Origin of the sequence: Paracoccus sp. SSJ (genome assembly GCF_030234105.1) — a bacterium.
GTDB lineage: Bacteria > Pseudomonadota > Alphaproteobacteria > Rhodobacterales > Rhodobacteraceae > Paracoccus > Paracoccus denitrificans.
This window is the reverse complement of sequence record NZ_JASSPE010000002.1, coordinates 205,268-229,502: the sequence shown is the minus strand read 5'-3', so window position 1 is coordinate 229,502 and position 24,235 is coordinate 205,268. Positions and strand designations below refer to the sequence as shown.

Below are 24,235 nucleotides of genomic sequence, written 5' to 3'. Positions count from 1 at the left end.
CCAAGCCATCAGAAGGAGACCCCCATGGCCGAGATCAAGGATCCCGAGAACACGGTCATCATCGAGCTGAAGGACGGCCCGGTGGTGATCGAGCTGCTGCCCGACGTGGCGCCCAAGCACGCCGAGCGCATGAAGGAACTGGCCCGCGCCGGGAAATACGACAACGTGGCCTTCCACCGCGTGATCGAGGGCTTCATGGCCCAGACCGGCGACGTGGAACATGCCAACATGGAAAACAACTACAACCCGGGCCGCGCCGGCACCGGCGGCTCGGACCTGCCGGACCTGCCGGCCGAGTTCTCGCGCCTGCCCCATGACCGCGGCACGCTGGGCGCGGCGCGTTCGATGAACCCGAACTCGGCCAACAGCCAGTTCTTCATCAACTTCAAGGACAACCATTTCCTGAACGGCCAATACACCGTCTACGGCCGGGTGATCGAGGGCATGGAGCATGTCGACAAGATCGCCCGCGGCGAGCCGCCGGCGAATCCCGACCGGATGATCTCGGTGAAGGTGGCGGCCGATGTGGAATAAGCTGCTGGTTCCCGCGCTGGTGCTGGCCGCCGGCGCCGCCTGGGCCGAGGGACTGCCGGGCGTCACCGACGGTCCGGGCCCGAACCTCGTGATCGAGGTGGCCGACGCCAAGGGCGCGGCCAAGGGCCGGATCGTGCTGGACCTCTACAAGGACAAGGCGCCCAACCATGTCGAGCGTCTGGTGACGCTGGCGAAATCCGGTGCCTATGACGGCGTGGTGTTCCACCGCGTGATCGACGGCTTCATGGCCCAGACCGGCGATGTCGAATTCGGCAAGCACGGCGGCGATACCGCGCGGGCGGGCATGGGCGGCTCGAACATGCCGGACCTTCGGGCCGAGTTCAACGATGTCAGCTTCCAGGCCGGCACCGTGGGCATGGCGCGGTCGCAGGACCCCAACAGCGCCAACAGCCAGTTCTTCATCGACCTGGCGCCGGCGACCTTCCTGGACGGGCAATACACGGTTGTCGGCCAGCTGGTCGACGGCTGGGACGTGCTCAACGCGATCAAGAAGGGCGACCCGGCCGCCAATGGCGCGGTGGTCGAGCCGGATTACATGGTCAAGGTGACGGTCGAGGAGTGATCCCGGCCCGATCCCTGTCGCGAAAGCCCCGCCCGCGCGGGGCTTTTTCATCAAGGAGTTCCGCATGACCACGCTCTACATCGATGCCGATGCCTGCCCCGTCAAGTCCGAGGCCGAGCGGGTCGCCACGCGGCTGCGGCTGCCGATGGTGCTGGTCTGCAACGGCGGGTTGCGGCCCCCGGCCAATCCGCTGGTCTCGCTGGTGATCGTGCCCGAGGGGCCGGATGCGGCCGACCAGTGGATCGCGGCGCATTGCGGGCCGGGCGACGTGGTGGTCACCACCGATCTGCCGCTTGCCGACCGCTGCCTGAAGGCGGGGGCGCAGGTCGTCCAGCCCGATGGCGAGGTGCTGACGCCGGCCAATATCGGCCCGCGGCTGGCGACGCGCGACCTGATGCAGGACATCCGCGCCGCCGATCCGTTCCACCAGGGCCGGGGCGGGGGCTTCGGCAAGGCCGAGCGGGCGCGCTTCCTGCAATCGCTGGACCGGGTGATGGCGGCGGCGCAGCGGATCGGCTAGGGCGCAGGCAGGTCATGGACAGTGCGGCGCAAAGATGATTTCACCTCGCATCATGTTCACGCGTCGATCCGCCCCCTATTGGGCCACGTTCCTTGTCATTGTCCTGGCGGCTCTCTGGCTGCTCTGGATCGGTCGCGAGCCGATCTGCACATGCGGCAGCGTCAAGCTGTGGCATGGCGAGACGATGAGCTCCGAGAGTTCGCAGCATATCGCGGACTGGTATACGCCCTCGCATGTCATCCATGGGCTGCTGTTCTATGCCGCGCTGTGGCTGGTCGCGCCCCGGCTGAGCTTCGGCTGGCGGCTGGCCATCGCCACGCTGGTCGAATCCGCATGGGAGATCGTCGAGAACTCGGACGCGATCATCGAGCGCTACCGTGCGGTGACCATCTCGCTGGATTACTATGGCGACAGCGTGCTGAATTCGGTCTCCGACATCCTGGCGATGGTGCTGGGCTTCGTGCTGGCCGCGCGGCTGCCGGTCTGGGCCTCGGTCGCCATCGTCATCGGGTTCGAGGCGCTGACGACCTGGCTGATCCGCGACGGGCTGGCGCTGAACGTGCTGATGCTGCTCTGGCCGCTGGAGGCGGTGCGCGGCTGGCAGGCGGCGTTGTGAAAAAGGCTGGGTGAAAAAGGCCGGGATCGCCCCGGCCTTCCTGCTTATCCCAGTTGCACCATCCGGTGCTTCTTCTTGCCGACCGAGACCTTCAGTCCGTCGCCGATCAGCGCCGCATCGACGGCAAGCTGCGGATCGGACACGGCTTCGTTGTTCAGCCGCAGACCGCCCTCGGCGATCAGGCGCTTGGCCTCTTTCCCCGAAGCGGTGATGCCGGTCTGCGCCAGCAGCTGCACCACCGTCAGCCCCGAAGCCAGCGCATCGGCACTGAGGGTCACCACCTCCAGGTCGCCGCCGGCGCCGCCCTGCTCGAAGACCTCGCGCGCGGTGGCCTCGGCCGACGCGGCGGCATCGGCGCCGTGCAGGAGCGTCGTCACCTCGTTGGCCAGGATGATCTTGGCCGCGTTGATCTCGGACCCCGAAAGCGCGCCGAGGCGGTCGCATTCCTCGACCGGCAACTCGGTGTAAAGCTTCAGGAACCGGCCGACATCGGCATCGGTGGTGTTGCGCCAGAACTGCCAGAACTCATAGGGCGACAGCATCGCGCCGTTCAGCCAGACCGCGCCGCCCGCCGACTTGCCCATCTTGCGCCCGTCCGAGGTGGTCAGCAGCGGCGAGGTCAGGCCCCAGATCTCGGCATCCAGCACCCGGCGGGTCAGGTCGATGCCGTTGACGATATTGCCCCATTGATCGCTGCCGCCCATCTGCAACCGGCAGCCGTAGCGCCGGTAAAGCTCAAGGAAGTCATAGGCTTGCAGGATCATGTAGTTGAATTCGAGGAAGCTCAGCGACTGCTCGCGGTCCAGCCGCGACTTGACCGATTCAAAGGACAGCATCCGGTTGACGCTGAAATGCCGGCCGATGTCGCGCAGGAAATCCAGGTAGTTCAGGCTGTCCAGCCATTCGGCGTTGTTCAGCATCATCGCGCCCTGATCCCCGTAATCGAGGTAGCGGGCAAAGACCTGCTTCATGCCGGCGATGTTCTCGTCGATCTTGTCCGGGGTCAGCAGCGGGCGCTCCTCGGAACGGAAGCTGGGATCGCCGACCTTGGTGGTGCCGCCGCCCATCAGCGTGATCGGGCGGTTGCCGGTCTTCTGGAACCAGCGCAGCATCATGATGTTCAGAAGATGCCCGACATGCAGGCTGGCCGCCGTCGCGTCATAGCCGATATATGCTGTCACCGGGCCAAGGGTCAGGGCTTCGTCCAGCGCCTGCATGTCGGTGCAGTCCGCCAGGTAGCCACGTTCGATCATCACGTTCAGGAAATCGGATTTGGCACGGTAGGTCATGGGCTTTTCCTTTCGACTGGCGCGGATATACCGGGGGAAAGGCGGAAGGGAAAGCATGCGAATGATCCGGGCGCTGGGGATGATGTCGGGCACCTCGCTGGACGGGGTGGACGCGGCGATGATCGAGACCGACGGGACGCGGATCGCCGGTTTCGGCCGCAGCGCCTATCGTGCCTATTCCGGCAATGAATCGGGCCTGCTGCACGCGGCGCTGGGGCAATGGCCGGGCGGACCGGACGTGGCCGAGGCGGCCGGGCTTTCCGTTGCCGCCCATGCCGCGCTGGCCGAGGGCTTCCCCGAGGCGGAGCTGGTCGGCTATCACGGTCAGACGCTGGCCCATGACCCTGCGGGGCGCGGCACGCATCAGGCGGGTGACGGTGCCGCGCTGGCGCGCAAGCTGGACCGGCCGGTGGTCTGGGATTTCCGCTCCGAGGACGTGCGGCAGGGCGGCGAGGGCGCGCCGCTTGCGCCCTTCTTCCACTGGGCCTGCGCGGAATGGGCGATGGGGCAGGGGCTTTTGCCGCGCGCCCCGGTCGCCTTCCTGAACCTGGGCGGCGTGGGCAACCTGACCTGGGTCGATCCGACCGCGGGGGCGCCCGAGGCGCCGGGCGCCTGCATCGCCTTCGACACCGGCCCGGCCAATGCGCCCCTGAACGACCTGATGCGCGCCCGGCGCGGCGCGGCGCGGGACGAGGGCGGGCGGCTCGCCCTGCAAGGCAGCCCGGACGAAGGCGTCATCGCCCGCTTCCTGCGCCATCCGCATTTCGCCCGGCCCTTGCCGAAATCGCTGGACCGCGATGCGTTCCCCGACCTTGCGGCCGAGGTTGCGGGGCTTTCGGATGAGGATGCGGCGGCGACGCTGACCCATGCGGCGGCGGCGGCGGTGGCGGCGGGGGTTGCGCTGTTGCAGCGGTCGCCGCAGCTGATCCTGGTCTGCGGCGGCGGCCGTCACAATGCCGCGATGATGGCGGCGCTGGCACAGCGCCTGCCCGCCCGTGTCGCGCCGGTCGAGGAGGCGGGGCTCGACGGCGACATGCTCGAGGCGCAGGCTTTCGGCTGGCTGGCGGTGCGGGTGCTGCGCGGCTTGCCGACCTCGGGGCCGGGCACCACCGGCGCGCCGGGGCCGGTCTGCGGCGGGCGGATCAGCCATCCGCCGCGGCGCTGAAACAGGGGCGCTGAGACGGAGTGCAGGCACGGGGCCCAAGCCGGCCGGATCACGGGCGGATTTCCGCCTTGTGATTGTTTCGACGCCGTTTCATGGGAACGATGCCGCGGAAAGGGGCGTTGGACGGACATATGACGGCATCGCGCCGTCCGTGACAACGACAACCGGAAAGGACACCGTCCATGAAACCTCTTGTCATCGCCGCCACCACGCTGGCCCTGGCCAGCCCCGTCCTTGCCCAGACCGAAACCACCCCGCCGCCCGAGATTCCGGCCGAACAGGTCGAGGATGCCGCCACCGCGGCCGAAACTGCCGCCGACCAGGCCGAGCAGGCTGCCGATCAGGCGGAACAGGCCGCCGACCAGGCTGCCGAGGAAGCCGGCGCCGCCGCGGCCGATGCCGCCGGTGACGCTGCCGATGCGGCCAGCGATGCCGCCAACGACGCCGCCGGCGCTGCCGCCGAGATGGGCGTCGCCCCCGATGCGCCCGCAGGCGATGCGGTGCCCGAAGCGGCCGAGGGCGCTGCCGAGGATGCTGCCGGCGCGGCCGAGGATGCCGCTGATGCGGCAGGCGACGCTGCCGATGCCGCCGCGGATGCTGCCGCCGAGGCGCCGGTCACGCCGCCCGACGTCAACCCGCCGGCGATCTCCGAGGCCGAGCCGGGCGTGCTGTCGAGCTGGCTGACCAGCCGCCGCATCTGGACCACCAACCAGCCCTCGACCACCGAATGGGTCGATCCCGCGGTCGAGGAGCGTCCGGCCGAATGGCAGGACATCGCCAAGGTGAACGACATCGTGCTGGATGATTCGGGCCAGGTCGTCGGCTATGTCGCCGATATCGGCGGCTTCCTGGGCATCGGCGCCAAGAAGGTGCTGCTGGGCGTGGATGCCATCCACCTGGTGACCGTCGGCAACGACACGTTCTTTGCCACGAACTACACCAAGGCCGAACTGGAGGCCCTGCCGGATTTCGACGAAAAGACCGTGCGGAAATAAGGTTTCCGGCCATTGCCGGACCGGACGGGGGCGCCTTTCGGGGCGCCCTTGCGTTTTTTGCGCAAGATCGGCCTTGACGCCATCCGCCGCCATGCGTAAACCCCCTCGCACCCCGGACGGCGATCCGGGGAAGTGGTCTGCGCGGTTGTAGCTCAGTTGGTTAGAGTACCGGCCTGTCACGCCGGGGGTCGCGGGTTCGAGCCCCGTCAACCGCGCCACCACCACCATATATCGCCGAAAAGATGCGCGGTTGTAGCTCAGTTGGTTAGAGTACCGGCCTGTCACGCCGGGGGTCGCGGGTTCGAGCCCCGTCAACCGCGCCATCTTTCCCCATGATCATTACGGCTTTGCAGCCGCGCCTGTGGCGCGGTTTTTTGAGTATTTGGGGAACGAAGAAGCCGGCTGCCGGTCGTGCTTCCAGGCGGCGCTAGGGGCTTTTCAAGCCGCTTCATTTCCCTATGCTGGCCCCCAACACGACGGAGGACGCCATGGCACGCGGAATAGATTACGGCGGAATGATGCACCGGGCCATGCAGCGGCTGATCGCGGAGGTGCTGGAGACGGTGGCCGAAGAGGGGCTGCCGGGCGAACACCATTTCTTCATCACCTTCGACACCCGCGATTCGGATGTCGAGATGGCCGATTGGCTGCGCGAGCGCTATCCCGAGGAAATGACCATCGTCATCCAGCATTGGTTCGAGAATCTCTCGGTCACGCCCGAAGGCTTTCACATCACGCTGAATTTCGGCAATTCTCCCGAGCCGCTCTATATCCCCTTCGATGCGCTGCGCACCTTCGTGGACCCGTCGGTCGAGTTCGGGCTGCGCTTCGAGAACCACGAGGAAGACGAGGACGAGCCCGAAGAGGAGGAGGACGAGCCCCAGGAGCCGGGCGAGGACGGCCCCAAGGGCAGCGCCGAGGTGGTCAGTCTGGACAAATGGCGCAAATGACGCACTGTTAGCGCATGGCATACCACGGCATGCCGATTGCGAATCCCCGCCATCGGGCCTAGAACCCCCACGACACCGTGAGGGAGCACGCCATGACCAAGACCACCCGCACCGAGACCGACAGCTTCGGCCCGCTGGAGGTGCCCGCCGACAAGTATTGGGGCGCCCAGACCCAGCGCTCGATCCAGAACTTCCCGATCGGCTGGGAGCGGCAGCCCGTGCCGATCATCCGCGCGCTGGGCGCGATCAAGCAGGCCGCGGCCGAGGTGAACATGGCCGCGGGCAAGCTGGACCCGGCCATCGGCAAGGCCATGGTGCAGGCGGCCTCGGAGGTCGTCGCGGGCAGGTTCGACGACAACTTCCCGCTGGTGGTCTGGCAGACCGGCTCGGGCACGCAGTCGAACATGAACGCCAACGAGGTGATCTCGAACCGCGCCATCGAGATCCTGGGCGGCGAGATGGGCTCGAAGACGCCGGTCCATCCGAACGACCATGTGAACATGGGCCAGTCGTCGAACGACACCTTCCCGACCGCGATGCATGTCGCCATCGCCATGCAGGCGCGCGACGTGCTGCTGCCGGGGCTGGAAAAGCTGCACAAGGCGCTGGTCGCGAAGTCCGAGGAATTCAAGGACATCATCAAGATCGGCCGCACCCATACCCAGGACGCGACGCCGCTGACGCTGGGCCAGGAATTCGGCGGCTATGCCCATCAGGTCGCCAAAGGCATCGAGCGGGTCAAGCTGGCGCTTGGCGACATCTATGAACTCGCGCAGGGCGGCACGGCGGTCGGCACCGGGCTGAACACCAGGAAGGGCTGGGACACGGCCATCGCGGCCAAGATCGCCGAGATCACCGGCCTGCCCTTCGTCACCGCGCCCAACAAGTTCGAGGCGCTGGCCGCGCATGATGCGATGGTGATGTTCTCGGGCGCGCTGAAGACCGTCGCCGCCTCGCTCTTCAAGATCGCCAACGACATGCGCCTGTTGGGTTCGGGTCCGCGCTCGGGCCTGGGCGAGTTGATCCTGCCCGAGAACGAGCCGGGCTCGTCGATCATGCCGGGCAAAGTGAACCCTACCCAGGCCGAGGCGCTGACCATGGTCTGCGCCCATGTCATGGGCAACGATGCCGCCGTCGGCTTCGCCGGCTCGCAGGGCCATTTCGAGCTGAACGTCTATAACCCGATGATGTCCTACAACGTGCTGCAATCCATGCAGCTTCTGGGCGACGCGGCGGGTTCGTTCACCGACAACATGGTCGTGGGCACCCAGGCGAACATTCCGCGCATCGACAAGCTGATGAAGGAATCGCTGATGCTGGTGACGGCGCTGGCGCCGACCATCGGCTATGACAACGCGACCAAGGTGGCCAAGACCGCGCACAAGAACGGCACCACGCTGCGCGAGGAAGCGATCGCGCTGGGCTTTGTCGATGGCGAGACCTTCGATCGCATCGTTCGCCCCGAGCAGATGATCGGCCCGGAAGACTGAGCATGGCCGGAGCCGGATCAGGCAAGGTCATAAACCTGCGGGCGGCGCGCAAGACCGCCGCCCGCGATGCCGCCCGCAAGCAGGGCGACGAGAATGCGGCGAAGTTCGGCCGCAACAAATCCCAGAAGCTCGCCGAGAAGGACGCCGCCGCGCGTGCCGCCCGCCATCTGGACCAGCATCGCCGCGAGGATCCCGAGAATGGCGACGAATGATCCACCTGCCGCGGGGCCTTTGCCCCTGCCCCTGCCGCTGCCGCCGATGTCGGCGCCCATCAAGCGCTCGGTCACCATCGGCGGGCACCGGACCTCGGTCAGCCTCGAGGATGCATTCTGGCGCGAGTTGCGCGAGTTGGCCCGGGCAGGGGGCCGCACCACCGCGACCCTGATCGCCGAGATCGACGCCGCCCGTCCGCCCGAGGTGGGGCTGGCCACTGCCTTGCGGCTTTTCGTGCTGGCCGAGATCGTCAAGAATCGGGCGTAAAGCTTGCGGCCCCGGCCCTGGCTGACTAAAAGCCGCAGCACATATCCAAATTCCGGGAAATACCATGGCAGGCCATTCCAAATGGGCCAATATCCAGCATCGCAAGGGCAAGCAGGACAAGCTGCGCTCGAAGCTGTTTTCGAAACTGGCCAAAGAAATCACCGTCGCCGCCAAGATGGGCGACCCTGACCCCGAAAAGAACCCGCGCCTTCGCCTTGCGGTAAAGGAAGCCAAGTCGAACTCGATGCCGAAGGACGTGATCGACCGCGCCATCAAGAAATCGCAGGGCGGCGATGCCGAGAACTATGACGAGATCCGTTACGAGGGCTACGGTCCGAACGGCATCGCCATCATCGTCGAGGCGATGACCGACAACCGCAACCGCACGGCGTCCAACGTGCGCAGCTATTTCACCAAATACGGCGGCGACCTGGGCCAGACCGGCTCGGTCAGCTTCATGTTCGACCGCAAGGGCGAGATCCTCTACAAGCCGGATGCCGGCGATGCCGACACGGTGATGATGGCCGCGATCGAGGCCGGGGCCGAGGATGTCGAAAGCGACGAGGACGGGCACTGGATCTATACCGCGGACACCGACCTGGCCGAGGTTTCGACCGCGCTGGAGGCGTCCTTGGGCGAATCCGAACATGCCAAGCTGATCTGGAAGCCGCAGGCGCCGACCGAGATCGACCTGGAGACGGCCACGAAGCTGATGAAGCTGATCGACGCGCTGGAAGAGGATGACGACGTGCAGAACGTCACCGGGAATTTCGACATTCCCGAGGAAGTGGCCGCGCAGCTTTGAGTTTCCGCCTCCGGCGGGGGTATTTGGGAAACGGAAAGTTCAGGGTCGCAGTTCTGCTGCGGCCCTTTTTCTTATGGCGGCGGTCAGGGGGGCGAGGGCAGGGGCCATGGCGCGCTGCACATGCCAATGCAGCGCAACGTCCAGCGGCAGGTCGGGGACCAGCGGTTGCAGGCGGCCCTGGTGCAGGGCCGGGGCGGCCATGCTCTCGGGGATCATGCCCCAGCCGAGACCGAGTTCGACCGCGCGGGCAAAGGGTTCCGAGGCCGGGATCAGGTGGCCGGGCAGGTGCAGGCGCCTGCCGGTGGCCTTTTGCGCCCAGCGGGATTGCAGCGCGTCCTTGGCGTTGAAGGTGATCGCAGGGGCGGCGCGCAGGCCGGCTTCGGTCACGCCGTCCGGGAAATGCCGGGCGAGGAAATCCGGGGTGGCCAGCGCCAGATAGCGCATCGCGCCCAGCGGCAGCGCATCGCAGCCCGGCACCGGGTCTGGGTCCGAGCTGATCGCGGCCGAGACCTGGCCTTGGCGCAGCCAGTCCCGGGCATGGTCCTGGTCGTCCACCACCAGGTCGTAGAGCACCGGCAGCGCCGTCATCACCGGAGGGAACCAGGTCGCCAGGCTGTCGGCATTGACCGCCAACCGCAGCACCGCCGGCCCGCCCGTGGGGCGCAGGCTGGCGGCGAGCGTGGTTTCCAGCAGTCGCACCTGGTCGAGATGCTGCATCAGCCGCAGCCCGGTCTCGGTGCCGCTGGCGGGCGGGCCGCGATGGATCAGCACCTGGCCCAGCCGCTCCTCCAGCCCCTTGATGCGTTGCGACACGGCCGAGGGGGTGACGCCGAGCGCCGCGGCCGCCGCCTCGAAACTGCCGCGGCGGATGATTTCGGACAGGGCGGCGAGGGCGGCGTAGTCGAGCATTAAGGCAACCTTAATCAGTGTAATGATTTTGAATTTGCCTGAACGGTGTCGCGCGGGCAAGACGGCGCAAAGGAGAGCCGCATGCATGCCTATTTCGCCGGCCTTGGCACCGCCCTGTCGCTGATCGTCGCCATCGGGGCGCAGAACGCATTCGTGCTGAAACAGGGGCTCATGCGCCGGCATGTGCTGGCGACCTGCGCCTTTTGCGCGATCTCGGATGCCGTTCTGATCACCGCGGGGGTGCTGGGTGCAGGGGCCATCGCCGCCGGCGCGCCCTGGTTCCTGGCGGCGATGCGCTGGGGCGGCGCGGTCTTTCTGCTGGCCTATGGCGCGCGCGCCTTTCGTGCCGCCTGGAGGGGCGGTGAGAGCCTGCGGGCCGGGGCGGGCAATGCGGCGGGGCTTGGTGCGACGCTGGCGGTGCTGGCCGGGCTGACCTGGCTCAACCCGCATGTCTGGCTGGACACGGTGGTGCTGATCGGCTCGATCTCCGCGGGGTGGGAGAACAAGCCGGGCTTCGTCGCCGGCGCGGTCTCGGCCTCGGTGCTGTTCTTCTTTGCGCTGGGTTACGGCGCGCGCTGGCTGTCGCCGCTGTTCGCGCGGCCCGTGGCGTGGCGGGTGCTGGACGGGCTGGTGGGGTTGGTCATGTGGTCGATCGCGCTGGGGCTGGTGCTGAACGGCTGAGCCTTGCGCTGCCCCGGCGGACAGGGCATGGCTGGCGGCATGAGCAGGGCCACTCCCATCCTTCGCAACGACCTGCCGGGCATCCTGTGGATGCTGGCGGCGGGACTGTGCTTTGTCGGCGTCAACGGCACGGTGCGCTGGCTGGGGCAGGCGCTGCCGGCGGCCGAGGGCGCCTTCATCCGCTTTGCCTTCGGCTTGCTGTTCCTGGTCCCGGCGCTGGGGCCGGCCTTGCGGCGGGGATTCGCGCCGCGCATCTGGGCGCTTTTCGTGCTGCGCGGCGGGCTGCATGTGCTGGCGGTGATCCTGTGGTTCTATGCCATGGCGCGCATTACCGTGGCCGAGGTCACCGCCATCGGCTATCTCAACCCGATCGTGGTCACGCTGGGCGCGACGCTGCTGATGGGGGAGCGGATCTCGTGGCGGCGGGCGCTGGCCATCGCCGTGGCGCTGGCGGGCGCGATGATCGTGCTGCGCCCCGGCATCCGGGTGCTGGAGCCGGGGCATGTCGCGCAATTGGGCGCCTCGGTGATCTTCGGGATGTCCTACCTGGTGGCGAAGCGGCTGTCCGAACTGGTGCCGGCCACGGTGGTGGTGGCGATGATGTCGCTGACGGTCTGCATCGGGCTGTCCCCCATCGCGGCGCTGGTCTGGGTGCCGCCGACGCCCCTGCAATATGCGGTGCTGGCCTGCACGGCGCTTTTCGCCACCGCGGGCCATTACGCCATGACGCGGGCCTTTGTCGCCGCGCCCCTGACGGTGACGCAGCCGGTCACCTTCCTGCAGCTGATCTGGGCCAGCCTGCTGGGCGCGCTGGTCTTTGCCGAGCCGGTCGACCTGTGGGTGCTGGTGGGCGGCGCGATCATGATCGGGGCCATCAGCTACATCACCTGGCGCGAGGCGAGGCTGCGGCGCCAGACGATCACGCCGCCGGTGGGCGCGACCCGGGAAAGCTGACCCGGCCGCGCCCGTCCGGGCCTAGTGCTCGACGGCGCCGCCGCCCTGGCTGCGTTGCGCGACCAGGCGCGTCATGATGCCCTGCCGCGTCACCCGCCGTCCGCCTTGCAGGGGCAGCATCTCGGCATCCGCCTCGGTCATGATCTGGATGACCTCGCGCACCGGGGTTTCGGGGTCGATGGGCTCGCCCGCCGCTTCGCCCGGCTCGGCCATGTCCTCGGCGGTCAGCACCGCCAGCGGGTTCATGTGGGCCACGAAATCCTCGACATAGGCGTTGACCGGATTGGCGATGATCTCGCGCGCGGTGCCGACCTGCACGATGCGGCCGCCCTCCATCAGCGCGATGCGGTTGCCGATGCGGAACGCCTCGTCGAGGTCGTGGCTGACGAAGATGATGGTGCGGCGGAACCGCTGCTGCAATTCCAGCAACTCGTCCTGGAGCCGGTTGCGGATCAGCGGGTCCAGCGCCGAGAAGGGCTCGTCCATCAGCAGGATCGGCGCCTCGGTGGCGAAGGCGCGTGCCAGGCCGACGCGCTGCTGCATGCCGCCCGAAAGGTCGCCCACCTTGCGCTCGGCCCATTCGGCCAGGCCGACGGTGGCGAGCTGGGCATCGACGCGCTTGCGCCGCTCGGCCGCGGGGATGCCGGCAAGTTCCAGCCCCAGCCCCACGTTCTCGCGTACCGAGCGCCAGGGAAGCAGGCCGAATTGCTGGAAGACCATGGCGATGCATTCGCGCCTGAGTCGCCGCAACTCGGCGCCCGAGGCTTTCGTGACCGAGGCCATGCGGTCGCCGTCCCAGATCCGCACCTCGCCGCGGCAGACGGCGTTGAGCCCGTTCACCGCCCGCAGAAGCGTGGACTTGCCCGAGCCGGACAGGCCCATCAGCACCAGGATCTCGCCCTCGCGCACGGTCAGCGAGCAATTGTGAACGCCCAGCACCTGTCCGGTCTCGGCCTTGATCGGGCCGCGTTCCAGCCCTTGGTCCATCAGCGGCAGCGCGGCATTGGGCGCGTCGCCGAACACGATGTTCACATTGTCGAATTCGACCGCATTATGTGCGGCTTGCATGCGTTCACTCATCGCGCCCCCTTACCCGCAGCATCCGGTCCAGCATGATGGCGACCACCACGATGATGAAGCCGCTTTCGAAACCCAGCGCCGTGTTCACGCTGTTGAGCGCCCGGACCACCGGCACGCCCAGCCCCGAGGCGCCAACCAGCGCCGCAATGACGACCATGGACAGCGACAGCATGATGGTCTGGTTCAGCCCCGCCATGATCTGCGAGGTGGCCGAGGGCAGCTCGACCTTCCACAGCAGCTGGCGCGGCGTGGCGCCGAAGGCGATGGCGGCCTCGACCAGCGCCTTGGGGGTCGAGCTGATGCCCAGATGCGTCAGCCGGATCGGCGCCGGCAGCACGAAGATCACCGTGGCGATCAGGCCGGGCACCATGCCGATGCCGAAGAACACGATGGCCGGGATCAGGTAGACGAAGGTCGGCAGCGTCTGCATCAGGTCCAGCACCGGCCGCATCCAGGCATAGAGCCGGGGCCGGTGCGCGGCGGCGATGCCCAGCGGCACGCCGATCGCCATGCAGACCACGCAGGCCGACAGCACCAGCGTCAGCGATTGCATCGTCGCGTCCCAATAGCCCTGGTTGAGGATGAACAGAAAGCCCAGCGCGACCAGCAGGCAGGTCTTCCAGCTGCGTTGCAGCGCCCAGGTCAATGCCACGGCCAGCAGGGTGAAGACCAGCGGATGGGGGAACACCAGCATCTTCAGGATGCCGCCGATCAGCCCGTCCATCATCTTCGAGATGAAGTTGAAGACGACCGCGGCATTGGCGTTCAGCCAGTCGAAGATCGCCTTGGCGGTGCGGCCCACCGGGATCTTGGTATCGGTCAGAAGTGCAGTCAGTTGGTCCATGCGTCCCTTTCTTTCTGCCATGCGGGACATTCGGGCGTCCGGGGACCGGCATGCGCCACGGGATCATGGCGGCACGGCCCGGAGGCGATGTCCCGGCTAGGGTAGAGGAAAATGCCCGATGAGCAAGGCGCGCGGGCAGGAGGCTGCATCCCGCCCGCCGGACCTCACTTGGACAGCACCGTGTCCAGGGCCGCCTGCGCATCGCTGCCATCGGCAGCGGTCACGCCCGCGATCCAGGGTTTTGCCGCGTCCGGGTTGGCCTTCAGCCATTTCAGCGCCGCATCGGCGGGCTGCTCGCCGTCGTTCAGGATCAGGCCCATGACCTCGTTTTCCATGGGCAGGGTGAATTCCAGGTTCTGCAGGAACTTGCCGACGTTCGGGCAGGCCTCGACATAGCCGGCGCGGGTGTTGGTATCGACCCGCGCGCCGCCGAAGTCGGGGCCGAAGACCTCGTCGCCGCCGGACAGGTAGGTCATCTGGAACTGGCTGTTCATCGGATGCGGCTCCCAGCCCAGGAAGATCACCGGCTTGCCGGCGGCGTCGGCACGGGCGACCTGCGCCAGCATGCCCTGTTCGCTGCTTTCGACGACCTCGAAGGTGCCCAGGTCGAACTTGTTGTCGGCCACCATGTCCAGCAGCAGGCGGTTGCCGTCATTGCCCGGCTCGATGCCGTAGATCTTGCCGGCCAGCGCGTCCTTGTGCTGGGCGATCTTGCCGAAATCGTCGATGCCCAGATCGGCGCCGGCCTGGTTCGTCGCCAGCGTGTATTTCGCCCCGGTCAGGTTCGTGCGCACGATCTCGACCGTGCCCGCCTCGCGATAGGGGGCGATATCGGCCTCCATCGTCGGCATCCAGTTGCCCAGGAACACGTCCACGTCGTCGGTCGACATGGCGGTATAGGTCACCGGCACCGACAGGATCTTGGTCTCGGTCTGGTAGCCGAGGGCCTGGAGCACGGTCGAGGCCAGCGCCGTGGTGGCGCTGATATCGCTCCAGCCGACATCCGAGAAGACGACCTTGCGGCACTCCATCGGCTCTTCTGCCGCAGCGATGCCAGCCGTGGCGAGCGAGGCGACCAGCCCGGCGGCAAGAGCGGCGGTGGTGCGACGAAAAGTCATCTTTATCTCCCTGGTTTGTTGACTGGTGAGTCGATTAAGGCTTTTATTGATTGACGAGTCAATCAAAGATCTGTCAGATACGGGTCTCTTGCGCGAATTTTCGAACGAAACTGCACAATGGTATCCTGTCATGCCCAAGCTTGGCGCTGAACCTATCCGAAAAGCGGCGCTGATCAACGCCGCGATTGCCACAGTGGGGCGGGCGGGCTCGCTGGACGTGACCGTGGCGCAGATCGCGCGCGAGGCGGGCATGTCCTCGGCCTTGGCGCATCACTATTTCGGCTCCAAGGAGCGGATCTTCCTGGCAGCCATGCGGCATATCCTGACGCAATACGGCACCTCGACCCGCACGGCGCTGCGGGGGGCCGGGACGCCGCAGGACCGGCTGCGTGCCATCGTCGGCGCCAGTTTCGACAGCGCGAACTTCGAGCGCGAGACCATCGCCGCCTGGCTGAACTTCTATGCCCTGGCGCTGGTCGAGCCCGAGGCGGCGCGTCTTTTGCGCGTCTATCACCGCCGGCTCTCCTCGAACCTGCTGGTGGCGCTGCGCCCCCTGGCGGGTGCCGGGGCCGAGCGGATCGCCCGCACGCTGGGGGCACTGATCGACGGGCTTTACCTGCGCGCGGCGCTGTCCAACGAGGCCGATGCGGCCGCCGCCGAACGCACGACGCTGGATTATCTGGAGAAGGTGCTGCCATGAGCCATGATGCGCAATCGCAGGCGAGCCTTTACATCGACGGTGGCTTCGTCGAGGGCGAGGGCGCGGCGCTGCCCGTGCATTATCCCTATACCGGCGAGGTGATCGCGCTGCTGCGCGAGGCGAATCGCGACCAGGTCGCCCGCGCCACCGCCGCCGCGGCCGCCGCCCAGCCGGCATGGGCCGCCGCCCGTCCGGTCGAGCGCGGCCGGGTGCTGATTCGCGCGGCGCAGATCATCCGCGAGCGGGCCGAGGAACTGGCGCGGCTGGAGACGCTGGATACCGGCAAGCCGATCCAGGAGACGCGGGTGGCCGACTGGCCCTCGGGCGCCGATGCGCTGGAATATTTCGGCGGGCTCGCGCCCACCGTCACCGGGCAGATGATCCCGCTGGGCGGCGATTTCGTCTATACGATCCGCGAGGCGCTGGGGGTCTGCGTCGGCATCGGCGCCTGGAACTATCCCAGCCAGATTGCCTGCTGGAAGGCGGCGCCGGCGCTGGCCATGGGCAATGCCATGGTCTTCAAGCCCAGCGAGGAAACGCCGCTGGGCGCGCTGAAACTGGCCGAGATCCTGGCCGAGGCGGGGCTGCCGCCGGGCATCTTCAACGTGGTGCAGGGGGGCGGCGAGATCGGCGCGGCGCTGGTGACGGACCCGCGCGTGGCCAAGGTTTCGCTGACCGGCTCGGTCGCGACCGGGCAGAGGGTCTATGCGAGCGCGGCCGAGGGCATGCGCCATGTCACCATGGAGCTGGGCGGCAAGTCGCCGCTGATCGTCTTTGACGACGCCTCGCTGGACGATGCGGTCGGTGCGGCGGTGCTGGCGAATTTCTATTCCTCGGGCCAGATCTGCTCGAACGGCACCCGGGTCTTCGTGCAGAACGGCATCCTGCCCGAGTTCCTCGACCGGCTGGCCGAGCGGGTGGCCGGGGTCAGGATCGGCGATCCGCTGGACGAGGAGACCCAGCACGGCCCCATCGTCAGCCCGGGCCAGGCGGCGAAGATCCGTGCCGCCATCGCGCGCGGCCGCGACGAGGGCGCGCGGCTGGTCTGCGGCGGGCCGGGCGAGGGTGCATTCGTCCCGCCGACCGTGTTTGCCGATGCCTCGGACGACATGTGGATCGTGCGCGAGGAGATCTTCGGCCCGGTGATGTCGGTGCTGGGCTTTTCCTCGGAGGACGAAGTGGTCGGGCGCGCCAATGCCTCGCCCTATGGGCTGGCGGCGGGGGTGTTCACCCGCGACCTGGCGCGCGGCCACCGGGTCGCGGCGGCCCTGCAGGCGGGCACCACCTGGATCAACGCCTATAACCTGACCCCGGTCGAGGCGCCCTTCGGCGGCGTCAAGCTGTCGGGGATCGGGCGCGAGAACTCGGCCGCTGCCATCGAGCATTATTCGCAGCTGAAATCGGTCTATGTCGGCATGGGAGGCGTCGATGCGCCCTATTGATCGGCGTCGCGCCCCTGGCGCGGTGGGCATGGGTATTTGGAAAACGGAAAGAGCCGCGGCGGCGGTGCAGGGGAGGCAGGCGTGATCCCGGATTATGTGATCGTCGGAGCCGGCTCGGCCGGTTGCGCGCTGGCTTACCGGCTGGTGATGGCCGGCAAGCGGGTGGACATCATCGAATATGGCGGCAGCGATGTCGGGCCCTTCATCCAGATGCCGGCGGCGCTGAGCTATCCGATGAACATGCGCCGCTATGACTGGGGGTTTTCGTCCGAGCCCGAGCCGCATCTGGGCGGGCGCCGGCTGGTCACGCCGCGCGGCAAGGTGGTCGGCGGCTCGTCCTCGATCAACGGCATGGTGTTCGTGCGCGGCCATGCCCGGGATTTCGACTTCTGGGCCGAAAGCGGCGCCGGCGGCTGGGCCTATGCCGACGTGCTGCCCTATTTCAAGCGCATGGAAAGCTCGCATGGCGCGGTCAGCGACTATCGCGGCACCGAGGGGCCGCTGCATGTGACGCGCGGCTCGCGCAAGAATCCGCTGTTCAACGCCTTCATCCGGGCCGGGCGCGAGGCCGGCTATCCGACGACGGAGGATTACAACGGCGCCCGGCAGGAGGGTTTCGGCGCCATGGAGGCGACGATCTGGGAAGGCCGGCGCTGGTCGGCCGCCAATGCCTATCTGCGTCCGGCGCAGGAAACCGGCCAGCTGCGGCTGCGGCGGGGACTGGCGCAGCGCGTGGTCTTCGAGGATGGCCGCGCCGTAGGAGTGGAAGTCAAAAATAGCCGCGGGGTCAATGTATTCCGCGCGAAACATGAGGTGATCCTTTCGGCCAGCTCGATCAATACGCCGAAGCTGCTGATGCTGTCGGGCATCGGGCCGGCCGAGCATCTGGCCGAGCACGGCATCGCGGTCCGGGCGGACCGGCCCGGGGTGGGGGCGAACCTGCAGGACCACCTGGAAGTCTATATGCAATATACCGCCACCAAGCCCATCACGCTCTACAAGCACTGGAACCTGTGGGGGAAGGGCTCGATCGGGGCGCAATGGCTGGCGACGGGGACGGGCCTGGGCGCCTCGAACCAGTTCGAGAGCTGCGGTTTCATCCGTTCCGCGGCGGGGGTGGAATATCCCGACATCCAGTATCACTTCCTGCCGCTTGCCGTGCGCTACGACGGCAAGGCGGCGGCCGAGGGGCATGGCTTCCAGGTCCATGTCGGGCCGATGCGCTCGAAATCGCGCGGCACGGTGCGGCTGAAATCCGCCGATCCCAGGCAGGCGCCCGAGATCCGCTTCAACTACATGTCGCATCCCGACGACTGGGCCGAGTTCCGCGCCTGCGTGCGGCTGACGCGCGAGATCTTCGAGCAGCCGGCCTTTGCCGAATACAAGGGCTACGAGATCCAGCCCGGCGAGGAAGTCGTGAGCGACGAGCAGATCGACGCCTTCATCCGCGAGCATGCCGAGTCGGCATTCCACCCCTGCGGCACGGCGCGCATGGGCCGCGCCGACGACCCGATGGCGGTGGTCGACCCCGAATTGCGGGTGATCGGGGTCGAGGGGCTGCGCGTTGCCGACAGCTCGATCTTTCCGCGCATCACCAATGGCAACCTGAACGCGCCCTCGATCATGACCGGCGAAAAGGCCGCCGACCACATCCTGGGCCAGGGGATGCTGGCGCCGCTGAACCTGGGACCGGAGATTTCGCCCGATTGGGAGAAACTCCAGCGATCCGCCTAGGTTACGAGTCGTTCTTCGGCTGTTTCAGCAGGTCCGCGAGCCCGGCAAAAGGCTTGCGGGCCGGTTCCTCGGGCGCGGGTTCGGGCGCGTCCAGCGCCGCATCCTCGGCGCGGGGGTAAAGCGGCAGGGCCAGCACCAGCGCCTCGGTCATGATCGCCTCGACGTCGATGAACTGGCCCAGGGGCTCCAGCTCTTCGTCGGGCATCTCGACCTCGTCGTCCTGGGGCGTGCCGACATGGGGCGAAAAGACGCGATGCACCTCTTCGCGCAGATCGGTCGCGACCGGCGCCAGCGTCACCACGCATGGCTGCACGACGCGGGCCGCCAGTTCACCCGTCACCTCCCAGGCGTCGCTGGCCAGCGCGCGGATGCGGCCGGAAAAGCGCAGCCGGGGCAGGGCGTTCAGCCCCAGCTCGGCCGCCAGCGCCTCGCGTGCGGGCGCGGCGGGGGCCAGCGCGAAATCGGTCGGCTGCCGGGGGTTCAGGTGGGCCACCCGGAACCGGGTCTGCGGGGTTTTGGAATCGGTCATCGGTGGCCTTTCGCGGGCTGATCCGCCCTGGGTCTGGATATTCTTGAGCGCGGGGCATGAGTTTGCTAAGCCGGTCGCGCGGCGTCAACAGGCGCGTAGAGGGACAGAGAGAAGATGAAGATTTCCCGGCGGCAGCTCTTGGGTCTTGCACTGGCCGCACCTCTTGGCCTTTCCGCCTGCCAGGCCACCTATCGCAACCACGGCTACATCCCCCCCGAGGAGCAGCTGGCGCAGGTGACCGTCGGCCAGACCACGCAATCCGATCTGGAGGGGCTGATCGGCCGGCCCTCGGCGCAGGGGCTGCTGACCGGATCGGCCTGGTATTACGTCGGTTCGCGCTGGCAGCATTACGGCCCGCGCGAGCCGCGCGAGATCGACCGTCAGGTGCTTGCCGTCAGCTTTGCCGAAAGCGGCGTGGTCAGCAATGTCGAGCGTTTCGGGCTGGAGCGCGGGCAGGTCGTGGTGCTGTCGCGCCGCGTGACGGATACCGGCGTGACCAGCCTTGGCCTGATCCGCCAGCTGCTGGGCAATGTCGGCCGCGTCCAGGCCGGCGATTTCCTCGGGGATTGACGGGAACGGGGCGCCCATCGGCGCCCTTTTCCATGTCAGCCCGGTTCCGGCACGAAGCGCAGCGCCACGCCGTTGATGCAATAGCGCAGGCCCGTGGGCGGCGGGCCGTCGGGAAAGACATGGCCCAGATGCGCGTCGCAGCGGTGGCAACGCACCTCGGTGCGGATCATGCCGTGGGTGATGTCGCGATGCTCGTCGATCTTGCCGCCGGGCTGGGAAAAGCTGGGCCAGCCGCAATGGCTTTCAAACTTGGCATCGCCGTCGAACAGCCGCGCCCCGCAGCAGACGCATTCGTAATGCCCCGGCCCCTTGGGAAAGCCCGGATGCGAGAACGGCCGCTCGGTTCCCGCCTGCCGGGTCACGCGATAGGTTTCGGGATCCAGCTCTGCGCGCCACTCCGCATCGGTCTTGGTGATCCGCTCTGACATCTTCGCCCTTCAATCCTGCTATGCTGCTGTTACAAGATAGGCGCAGTGTGGTTGTTAACAAGTCGAAGTGGGCCGGTCTACGGATCGGGCGGGGCGTCATGATGTCATTCAGCAAGGGCCGCTATGTGGTCGGCTTTGCCGAAAGTGCCGAGAATATCCGTGAGGCGCAGCGGCTGCGCTGGCTTTGCTTTCTGGGCCGCCGGCCTGGTGCCGAGGCATCCGGGGCGCTGGATGCCGACGATTACGACGAGCGTTGCAACCATGTGCTGATTCGCGACGACTCTACCGGCGCGCTGGTTGCGTGCTTTCGCATGTTGACGCTGTCGGGCGGGGCCGAGATCGGCGACAGCTATTCCGCGCGCCATTACAACCTGTCGCGGCTGCGCGATTTCGACGGCCGCATGGTCGAGATCGGCCGTTTCTGCATCCATCCCGAATGGCGCGACCCGGATATCCTGCGCCTCGCCTGGGGCGCGCTGGCCCGCCATGTCGACGACGAGCGCATCGAGATGCTTTTCGGCTGCTCCAGCTTCGTGGGCACCGATACGGACGGCTATGAGGACGCATTCGCCATGCTGCGCGAGCGGCATCTGGCGCCGAAGCGCTGGCTGCCGCGCGTGAAGGCGCCGCAGGTGTTTCGCTTTGCCCGCGCGCTGCGGCTGCGCAAGCCGGATCCGCGCCGGGCCATGGCGGCGATGCCGCCGCTTCTGCGCTCATACCTGGCCATGGGGGGCTGGGTCAGCGATCATGCGGTGGTGGACCGCCAACTCGACACGCTGCATGTCTTTACCGGGCTGGAGATTCGCGCCATTCCCCCCGAGCGGGCGAAGCTCTTGCGCGCGGTTGGGGCGTAAGCCGGCTTTGCATCCGCCGCGCAAAGCGCCTATGTGCCGGCGCATGAGCGACAAATTCTCCTTCTCCGTCTCGGCCACCGACGGCCGCGCCCGCAGCGGGGTGATCCACACGCCGCGCGGCGAGATCCGCACCCCCGCCTTCATGCCGGTCGGCACCGCTGCCACGGTCAAGGCCATGCTGCCCGAATCGGTGCGCGCCACCGGCGCCGACATCCTGCTGGGCAATACCTATCACCTGATGCTGCGCCCGGGCGCGGAACGCATCGCCCGGCTGGGCGGGTTGCACAAGTTCATGAACTGGCCGCGCCCGATCCTGACCGATTCGGGCGGGTTCCAGGTCATGTCGCTGTCCAGCCTGCGCAAGCTGACCGAAGAGGGCGTGACGTTTTCCAGCCATATCGACGGCTCCAAGCATCACCTCTCGCCCGAGACCAGCATGGAGATCCAGCGCCTGCTGGGCTCGGACATCGTCATGGCCTTCGACGAATGCCCGGCGCTGCCGGCCTCGGAAGAGGAGGTGGCGAAATCCATGCGCATGTCGATGCGTTGGGCGCAGCGTAGCCGCGACGCCTTTGGCGACCGGCCGGGGCATGCGCTTTTCGGCATCATGCAAGGCGGCGTCACCCGCGAATTGCGCGAGGAATCGGCCGAGGCGCTGAAGGCCATCGGCTTCGAGGGCTATGCCATCGGCGGCCTCGCCGTGGGCGAGGGGCAGGAGGCGATGTTCGGCGTGCTAGACTATGCGCCCGGCTTCCTGCCCGAGGACAAGCCGCGCTATCTGATGGGCGTGGGCAAGCCCGACGACATCGTCGGCGCGGTGCTGCGCGGCGTGGACATGATGGATTGCGTGCTGCCCTCGCGTTCGGGGCGCACGGGGCAGGCCTGGACCCGGCGCGGGCAGGTCAACATCAAGAACGCGCGTCATGCCGACGACCCGCGCCCGCTGGACGCGGATTGCACCTGCCCGGCTTGCACCGGCTACAGCCGTGCCTATCTTCACCATGTCTTCCGCGCTGGCGAGATGATCTCGGGCATGCTGCTGACCTGGCACAACCTGCATTACTTCCAGGAGCTGATGGCCGGGCTGCGCGATGCCATCGGGCGCGGCGCCCTGGCCGGCTTTGTCGCCGAATTCGAGGCAATGCGGGCACAGGGCGACATCGATCCGCTGTGAAACGCCGGGTCGTGCCTTGAATTTCGGCGAAGCTTCGATAATCCCGAAGAGAATCGCCGGCGGCATGACCGCCCCCTGAAGGAAGCCTATGCCCGCAAACGCCCTGAACGACCGCAAGCCCGAGATCCGCACCCTGAGCACCACGGCCGAACTGGCCGAGTTCTGCGAACTGGCCAAGGCCGAGCCCTATGTCACGCTCGACACCGAATTCCTGCGCGAGCGGACCTATTACTCCAAGCTTTGCCTGATCCAGGCCGCCCTGCCGCCGGCATCGGCCACCAAGGCTGCGGGCGGGCTTTCCGTGCTGATCGACCCTCTGGTCGAGGGGTTGTCGCTAGAGCCGCTCTACGACCTGTTCCGCCACAAGCCGACGGTCAAGGTCTTCCACGCCGCGCGGCAGGATCTGGAGATCTTCTTCCACGACGCCGGCGTCATGCCCGATCCGCTGTTCGACACCCAGATCGCCGCCATGGTCTGCGGCTTCGGCGAGCAGGTCGGCTATGAGACGCTGGTCAAGAAGATCGCACGCCAGCCCCTGGACAAGTCCTCGCGCTTCACCGACTGGTCGCACCGGCCGCTGTCGGATGCCCAGGCGGCCTATGCGCTGGCGGACGTGACGCATCTGCGGGCGATCTACGAATTCCTTTCGGCCCAACTCGACAAAACCGGACGCGCGCCCTGGCTTGCCGAAGAGGTCGCGGTGCTCCTGAACCCCGAAACCTACATCACCCGCCCGGAAGAGGCGTGGGAGCGGGTGCGCACCCGCTCCGGTTCGCCGCGCTTCCTGGCCGTGGTGCGCGAACTGGCGCGCTTCCGCGAGACCTATGCGCAAGAGCGCGACATACCCCGCGCCCGGGTGTTCAAGGACGATGCGCTGATCGAGCTGGCCTCGACCAAGCCGCTTTCCGAGGCCGATCTGGCCAAGTCCCGCCTGCTGTTGCGCGACGCCCGCCGGGGCGAGATCGCCAATGGCATCCTTTCGGCCGTCAAGGCCGGGGTCGAGGCGCGCGACCTGCCCAAGCCCGCCCCCGAGGAACCGGGCCGTCCCGGCAATGCCGCGCTGGCCGATCTGCTGCGCGTGCTGCTGAAGGCCAAGGCCGATGCGGCGGGCGTCGCGCCTCGGCTGATCGCCTCGGCCTCCGATCTCGACGCCATCGCCTCGGGCGCCCGCGACCTGCCGGCGCTGCATGGCTGGCGGGCCGAGGTCTTCGGCCATGACGCGCTGCGGCTCGCCTCGGGCGAGATCGCGCTTTCAGCCCAGGGCGGCGCGGTCAAGGTGGTGGCCTGCCCCTAGTCCTCGTCGCCCCCAGCCACCTCGCGGGCGGCGGGGCTGACCAGCACCCGGATCAGGTAAAGCACCACCATCGCCATGCCGGTGGCCATCAGCGCCAGCCGCAGGTCGCCGGTGCCGCAGCACAGCCCGACGGCGCCGCACAGCCACATCGAGGCGCCGGTGGTGATGCCGCGCACATTGCCCTTGTTGATGACGATGGACCCAGCGGCAAGGAAGGCCACGCCGGCCGTCACCGCCTCGATCAGCCGCAGCGGGTCGGTGCGCTGCTGCTCTTCGTTCACCGGGCTGAAATCGACCAGTTCCATAGCCACCAGCGTGAAGCAGGCCGCCGCCAGGGCGATCAGCATATGCGTGCGCAGCCCTGCGGCGCGGGATTTGACCTCGCGTTCCCAGCCGATCACCCCGCCCAGCAGAACCGCCATGGTCAGCCGCAGGACGACCACGCCGGCGGGCAGGCTCATGGGGCGCGAGAACTCGCCCGCCAGCATGTCCAGCAT

28 protein-coding genes and 2 tRNA genes are annotated in these 24,235 nt (G+C 67.7%); 22 read left to right on the top strand and 8 right to left on the bottom strand.

Going from position 1 to position 24,235, the window contains the following annotated elements:
- The first annotated feature begins 24 nt into the window (after positions 1-24).
- The 4 genes from QPR87_RS03405 to QPR87_RS03390 all read left to right on the top strand — a co-directional run bounded on the left by QPR87_RS03405 (position 25) and on the right by QPR87_RS03390 (position 2,253).
- On the top strand, positions 25-534 hold the full coding sequence (locus tag QPR87_RS03405) for a peptidylprolyl isomerase (RefSeq protein WP_011748208.1): 510 nt from the start codon (positions 25-27) through the stop codon (positions 532-534).
- A complete protein-coding gene (locus QPR87_RS03400) occupies positions 524-1,117 on the top strand; it encodes a peptidylprolyl isomerase (RefSeq protein ID WP_011748207.1) in 594 nt (197 codons plus the stop codon). Before QPR87_RS03405 ends, QPR87_RS03400 begins: the two co-directional genes overlap by 11 nt.
- A 64-nt stretch (positions 1,118-1,181) precedes the next feature.
- On the top strand, positions 1,182-1,637 hold the full coding sequence (locus QPR87_RS03395) for a YaiI/YqxD family protein (RefSeq protein ID WP_011748206.1): 456 nt from the start codon (positions 1,182-1,184) through the stop codon (positions 1,635-1,637).
- Between the two features lie 34 nt (positions 1,638-1,671).
- Positions 1,672-2,253: a DUF2585 domain-containing protein gene (locus tag QPR87_RS03390; protein WP_285048316.1), complete on the top strand. Its 582-nt coding sequence runs from the start codon at positions 1,672-1,674 to the stop codon at positions 2,251-2,253.
- 44 nt (positions 2,254-2,297) lie between these two features.
- On the opposite strand, the gene tyrS is transcribed toward QPR87_RS03390, so the two are convergent.
- Entirely contained in the window at positions 2,298-3,542 is a 1,245-nt protein-coding gene (gene tyrS, locus QPR87_RS03385) for a tyrosine--tRNA ligase (RefSeq protein ID WP_104493915.1), read from the bottom strand.
- A 55-nt stretch (positions 3,543-3,597) separates the two neighbouring features.
- On the opposite strand from tyrS, the gene QPR87_RS03380 reads away from it, so the two are divergent.
- The 9 genes from QPR87_RS03380 (at position 3,598) to QPR87_RS03340 (ending at position 9,427) form a co-directional block, all read left to right on the top strand.
- Positions 3,598-4,707, top strand: coding sequence for an anhydro-N-acetylmuramic acid kinase (locus QPR87_RS03380; RefSeq protein WP_285048315.1), 1,110 nt, complete (start codon positions 3,598-3,600; stop codon positions 4,705-4,707).
- Between the two features lie 182 nt (positions 4,708-4,889).
- Positions 4,890-5,702: a PRC-barrel domain-containing protein gene (locus tag QPR87_RS03375; protein WP_285048314.1), complete on the top strand. Its 813-nt coding sequence runs from the start codon at positions 4,890-4,892 to the stop codon at positions 5,700-5,702.
- A gap of 141 nt (positions 5,703-5,843) precedes the next feature.
- Positions 5,844-5,920, top strand: a tRNA-Asp gene (locus tag QPR87_RS03370).
- Between the two features lie 28 nt (positions 5,921-5,948).
- Positions 5,949-6,025: transfer RNA gene (locus QPR87_RS03365), tRNA-Asp, on the top strand.
- Between the two features lie 165 nt (positions 6,026-6,190).
- Complete coding sequence (locus tag QPR87_RS03360) at positions 6,191-6,652, top strand: SspB family protein (RefSeq protein ID WP_104492282.1); 462 nt, start codon at positions 6,191-6,193, stop codon at positions 6,650-6,652.
- A gap of 92 nt (positions 6,653-6,744) precedes the next feature.
- Positions 6,745-8,142, top strand: a complete 1,398-nt coding sequence (gene fumC / locus QPR87_RS03355) for a class II fumarate hydratase (RefSeq protein ID WP_104491861.1) — start codon at positions 6,745-6,747, stop codon at positions 8,140-8,142.
- Positions 8,143-8,144: 2 nt separating this feature from the next.
- On the top strand, positions 8,145-8,354 hold the full coding sequence (locus QPR87_RS03350) for a DUF4169 family protein (protein ID WP_285048313.1): 210 nt from the start codon (positions 8,145-8,147) through the stop codon (positions 8,352-8,354).
- The gene (locus QPR87_RS03345) at positions 8,341-8,622 is read left to right on the top strand and encodes a ribbon-helix-helix domain-containing protein (RefSeq protein WP_350310438.1); all 282 of its coding nucleotides are present in this window, start codon (positions 8,341-8,343) and stop codon (positions 8,620-8,622) included. The genes QPR87_RS03350 and QPR87_RS03345 overlap by 14 nt, the downstream gene beginning before the upstream one ends.
- A gap of 64 nt (positions 8,623-8,686) precedes the next feature.
- Positions 8,687-9,427 carry a YebC/PmpR family DNA-binding transcriptional regulator gene (locus QPR87_RS03340; protein ID WP_011748197.1) on the top strand — a complete coding sequence of 247 codons (741 nt, stop codon included), beginning with the start codon at positions 8,687-8,689 and terminating at the stop codon, positions 9,425-9,427.
- A gap of 39 nt (positions 9,428-9,466) precedes the next feature.
- On the opposite strand, the gene QPR87_RS03335 is transcribed toward QPR87_RS03340, so the two are convergent.
- Complete coding sequence (locus QPR87_RS03335; RefSeq protein WP_285048311.1) at positions 9,467-10,336, bottom strand: LysR family transcriptional regulator ArgP; 870 nt, start codon at positions 10,334-10,336, stop codon at positions 9,467-9,469.
- 81 nt (positions 10,337-10,417) lie between these two features.
- On the opposite strand from QPR87_RS03335, the gene QPR87_RS03330 reads away from it, so the two are divergent.
- Positions 10,418-11,017 carry a LysE/ArgO family amino acid transporter gene (locus tag QPR87_RS03330; RefSeq protein ID WP_011748195.1) on the top strand — a complete coding sequence of 200 codons (600 nt, stop codon included), beginning with the start codon at positions 10,418-10,420 and terminating at the stop codon, positions 11,015-11,017.
- Between the two features lie 39 nt (positions 11,018-11,056).
- Complete coding sequence (locus QPR87_RS03325) at positions 11,057-11,971, top strand: DMT family transporter (RefSeq protein ID WP_285048310.1); 915 nt, start codon at positions 11,057-11,059, stop codon at positions 11,969-11,971.
- Positions 11,972-11,992: 21 nt separating this feature from the next.
- On the opposite strand, the gene choV is transcribed toward QPR87_RS03325, so the two are convergent.
- The 3 genes from choV to choX form a co-directional block, all read right to left on the bottom strand.
- Entirely contained in the window at positions 11,993-13,051 is a 1,059-nt protein-coding gene (choV, locus tag QPR87_RS03320) for a choline ABC transporter ATP-binding protein (RefSeq protein WP_011748193.1), read from the bottom strand.
- Positions 13,044-13,895: a choline ABC transporter permease subunit gene (gene choW, locus QPR87_RS03315; RefSeq protein ID WP_011748192.1), complete on the bottom strand. Its 852-nt coding sequence runs from the start codon at positions 13,893-13,895 to the stop codon at positions 13,044-13,046. The genes choV and choW overlap by 8 nt, the downstream gene beginning before the upstream one ends.
- A gap of 164 nt (positions 13,896-14,059) precedes the next feature.
- Entirely contained in the window at positions 14,060-15,013 is a 954-nt protein-coding gene (choX, locus tag QPR87_RS03310) for a choline ABC transporter substrate-binding protein (RefSeq protein ID WP_104491876.1), read from the bottom strand.
- Positions 15,014-15,143: 130 nt separating this feature from the next.
- Between choX and betI the strand changes: the two genes are divergently transcribed.
- The 3 genes from betI (at position 15,144) to betA (ending at position 18,889) form a co-directional block, all read left to right on the top strand.
- Positions 15,144-15,713, top strand: coding sequence for a transcriptional regulator BetI (betI, locus tag QPR87_RS03305; RefSeq protein WP_011748190.1), 570 nt, complete (start codon positions 15,144-15,146; stop codon positions 15,711-15,713).
- Positions 15,710-17,155 (top strand): betaine-aldehyde dehydrogenase, encoded by a 1,446-nt coding sequence (gene betB, locus QPR87_RS03300; RefSeq protein WP_285048307.1) that lies wholly within the window; start codon positions 15,710-15,712, stop codon positions 17,153-17,155. The genes betI and betB overlap by 4 nt, the downstream gene beginning before the upstream one ends.
- Before the next feature lie 81 nt (positions 17,156-17,236).
- Complete coding sequence (gene betA / locus QPR87_RS03295) at positions 17,237-18,889, top strand: choline dehydrogenase (protein WP_104491880.1); 1,653 nt, start codon at positions 17,237-17,239, stop codon at positions 18,887-18,889.
- A 1-nt stretch (position 18,890) separates the two neighbouring features.
- On the opposite strand, the gene QPR87_RS03290 is transcribed toward betA, so the two are convergent.
- A complete protein-coding gene (locus QPR87_RS03290; RefSeq protein ID WP_230999141.1) occupies positions 18,891-19,418 on the bottom strand; it encodes a YceD family protein in 528 nt (175 codons plus the stop codon).
- Between the two features lie 114 nt (positions 19,419-19,532).
- Here QPR87_RS03290 and QPR87_RS03285 point away from each other — a divergent pair, with 114 nt between their 5' ends.
- On the top strand, positions 19,533-19,988 hold the full coding sequence (locus QPR87_RS03285; RefSeq protein WP_011748186.1) for an outer membrane protein assembly factor BamE: 456 nt from the start codon (positions 19,533-19,535) through the stop codon (positions 19,986-19,988).
- 35 nt (positions 19,989-20,023) lie between these two features.
- On the opposite strand, the gene msrB is transcribed toward QPR87_RS03285, so the two are convergent.
- Positions 20,024-20,416: a peptide-methionine (R)-S-oxide reductase MsrB gene (gene msrB / locus QPR87_RS03280; protein ID WP_011748185.1), complete on the bottom strand. Its 393-nt coding sequence runs from the start codon at positions 20,414-20,416 to the stop codon at positions 20,024-20,026.
- A 98-nt stretch (positions 20,417-20,514) separates the two neighbouring features.
- On the opposite strand from msrB, the gene QPR87_RS03275 reads away from it, so the two are divergent.
- The 3 genes from QPR87_RS03275 (at position 20,515) to rnd (ending at position 23,738) form a co-directional block, all read left to right on the top strand.
- Positions 20,515-21,270 carry a GNAT family N-acetyltransferase gene (locus tag QPR87_RS03275; RefSeq protein WP_011748184.1) on the top strand — a complete coding sequence of 252 codons (756 nt, stop codon included), beginning with the start codon at positions 20,515-20,517 and terminating at the stop codon, positions 21,268-21,270.
- A gap of 43 nt (positions 21,271-21,313) precedes the next feature.
- Complete coding sequence (tgt, locus tag QPR87_RS03270) at positions 21,314-22,444, top strand: tRNA guanosine(34) transglycosylase Tgt (RefSeq protein WP_285048303.1); 1,131 nt, start codon at positions 21,314-21,316, stop codon at positions 22,442-22,444.
- An 88-nt stretch (positions 22,445-22,532) separates the two neighbouring features.
- The gene (gene rnd / locus QPR87_RS03265) at positions 22,533-23,738 is read left to right on the top strand and encodes a ribonuclease D (RefSeq protein WP_011748182.1); all 1,206 of its coding nucleotides are present in this window, start codon (positions 22,533-22,535) and stop codon (positions 23,736-23,738) included.
- Here rnd and QPR87_RS03260 read toward each other — a convergent pair.
- Positions 23,735-24,235 (bottom strand): MgtC/SapB family protein, encoded by a 501-nt coding sequence (locus QPR87_RS03260; RefSeq protein ID WP_011748181.1) that lies wholly within the window; start codon positions 24,233-24,235, stop codon positions 23,735-23,737. The genes rnd and QPR87_RS03260 overlap by 4 nt on opposite strands.

What these genes read in the sequence shown, in the direction of transcription:
- QPR87_RS03405 (WP_011748208.1), top strand. Translation starts at nt 25, where the DNA reads ATGGCCGAGATCAAGGATCCCGAGAACACGGTCATCATCGAGCTGAAG.
- QPR87_RS03400 (WP_011748207.1), top strand. Translation starts at nt 524, where the DNA reads ATGTGGAATAAGCTGCTGGTTCCCGCGCTGGTGCTGGCCGCCGGCGCC.
- QPR87_RS03395 (WP_011748206.1), top strand. Translation starts at nt 1,182, where the DNA reads ATGACCACGCTCTACATCGATGCCGATGCCTGCCCCGTCAAGTCCGAG.
- QPR87_RS03390 (WP_285048316.1), top strand. Translation starts at nt 1,672, where the DNA reads ATGATTTCACCTCGCATCATGTTCACGCGTCGATCCGCCCCCTATTGG.
- tyrS (WP_104493915.1), bottom strand. Translation starts at nt 3,542, where the DNA reads ATGACCTACCGTGCCAAATCCGATTTCCTGAACGTGATGATCGAACGT.
- QPR87_RS03380 (WP_285048315.1), top strand. Translation starts at nt 3,598, where the DNA reads ATGCGAATGATCCGGGCGCTGGGGATGATGTCGGGCACCTCGCTGGAC.
- QPR87_RS03375 (WP_285048314.1), top strand. Translation starts at nt 4,890, where the DNA reads ATGAAACCTCTTGTCATCGCCGCCACCACGCTGGCCCTGGCCAGCCCC.
- QPR87_RS03360 (WP_104492282.1), top strand. Translation starts at nt 6,191, where the DNA reads ATGGCACGCGGAATAGATTACGGCGGAATGATGCACCGGGCCATGCAG.
- fumC (WP_104491861.1), top strand. Translation starts at nt 6,745, where the DNA reads ATGACCAAGACCACCCGCACCGAGACCGACAGCTTCGGCCCGCTGGAG.
- QPR87_RS03350 (WP_285048313.1), top strand. Translation starts at nt 8,145, where the DNA reads ATGGCCGGAGCCGGATCAGGCAAGGTCATAAACCTGCGGGCGGCGCGC.
- QPR87_RS03345 (WP_350310438.1), top strand. Translation starts at nt 8,341, where the DNA reads ATGGCGACGAATGATCCACCTGCCGCGGGGCCTTTGCCCCTGCCCCTG.
- QPR87_RS03340 (WP_011748197.1), top strand. Translation starts at nt 8,687, where the DNA reads ATGGCAGGCCATTCCAAATGGGCCAATATCCAGCATCGCAAGGGCAAG.
- QPR87_RS03335 (WP_285048311.1), bottom strand. Translation starts at nt 10,336, where the DNA reads ATGCTCGACTACGCCGCCCTCGCCGCCCTGTCCGAAATCATCCGCCGC.
- QPR87_RS03330 (WP_011748195.1), top strand. Translation starts at nt 10,418, where the DNA reads ATGCATGCCTATTTCGCCGGCCTTGGCACCGCCCTGTCGCTGATCGTC.
- QPR87_RS03325 (WP_285048310.1), top strand. Translation starts at nt 11,057, where the DNA reads ATGAGCAGGGCCACTCCCATCCTTCGCAACGACCTGCCGGGCATCCTG.
- choV (WP_011748193.1), bottom strand. Translation starts at nt 13,051, where the DNA reads ATGAGTGAACGCATGCAAGCCGCACATAATGCGGTCGAATTCGACAAT.
- choW (WP_011748192.1), bottom strand. Translation starts at nt 13,895, where the DNA reads ATGGACCAACTGACTGCACTTCTGACCGATACCAAGATCCCGGTGGGC.
- choX (WP_104491876.1), bottom strand. Translation starts at nt 15,013, where the DNA reads ATGACTTTTCGTCGCACCACCGCCGCTCTTGCCGCCGGGCTGGTCGCC.
- betI (WP_011748190.1), top strand. Translation starts at nt 15,144, where the DNA reads ATGCCCAAGCTTGGCGCTGAACCTATCCGAAAAGCGGCGCTGATCAAC.
- betB (WP_285048307.1), top strand. Translation starts at nt 15,710, where the DNA reads ATGAGCCATGATGCGCAATCGCAGGCGAGCCTTTACATCGACGGTGGC.
- QPR87_RS03290 (WP_230999141.1), bottom strand. Translation starts at nt 19,418, where the DNA reads ATGACCGATTCCAAAACCCCGCAGACCCGGTTCCGGGTGGCCCACCTG.
- QPR87_RS03285 (WP_011748186.1), top strand. Translation starts at nt 19,533, where the DNA reads ATGAAGATTTCCCGGCGGCAGCTCTTGGGTCTTGCACTGGCCGCACCT.
- msrB (WP_011748185.1), bottom strand. Translation starts at nt 20,416, where the DNA reads ATGTCAGAGCGGATCACCAAGACCGATGCGGAGTGGCGCGCAGAGCTG.
- QPR87_RS03275 (WP_011748184.1), top strand. Translation starts at nt 20,515, where the DNA reads ATGATGTCATTCAGCAAGGGCCGCTATGTGGTCGGCTTTGCCGAAAGT.
- tgt (WP_285048303.1), top strand. Translation starts at nt 21,314, where the DNA reads ATGAGCGACAAATTCTCCTTCTCCGTCTCGGCCACCGACGGCCGCGCC.
- rnd (WP_011748182.1), top strand. Translation starts at nt 22,533, where the DNA reads ATGCCCGCAAACGCCCTGAACGACCGCAAGCCCGAGATCCGCACCCTG.
- QPR87_RS03260 (WP_011748181.1), bottom strand. Translation starts at nt 24,235, where the DNA reads ATGCTGGACATGCTGGCGGGCGAGTTCTCGCGCCCCATGAGCCTGCCC.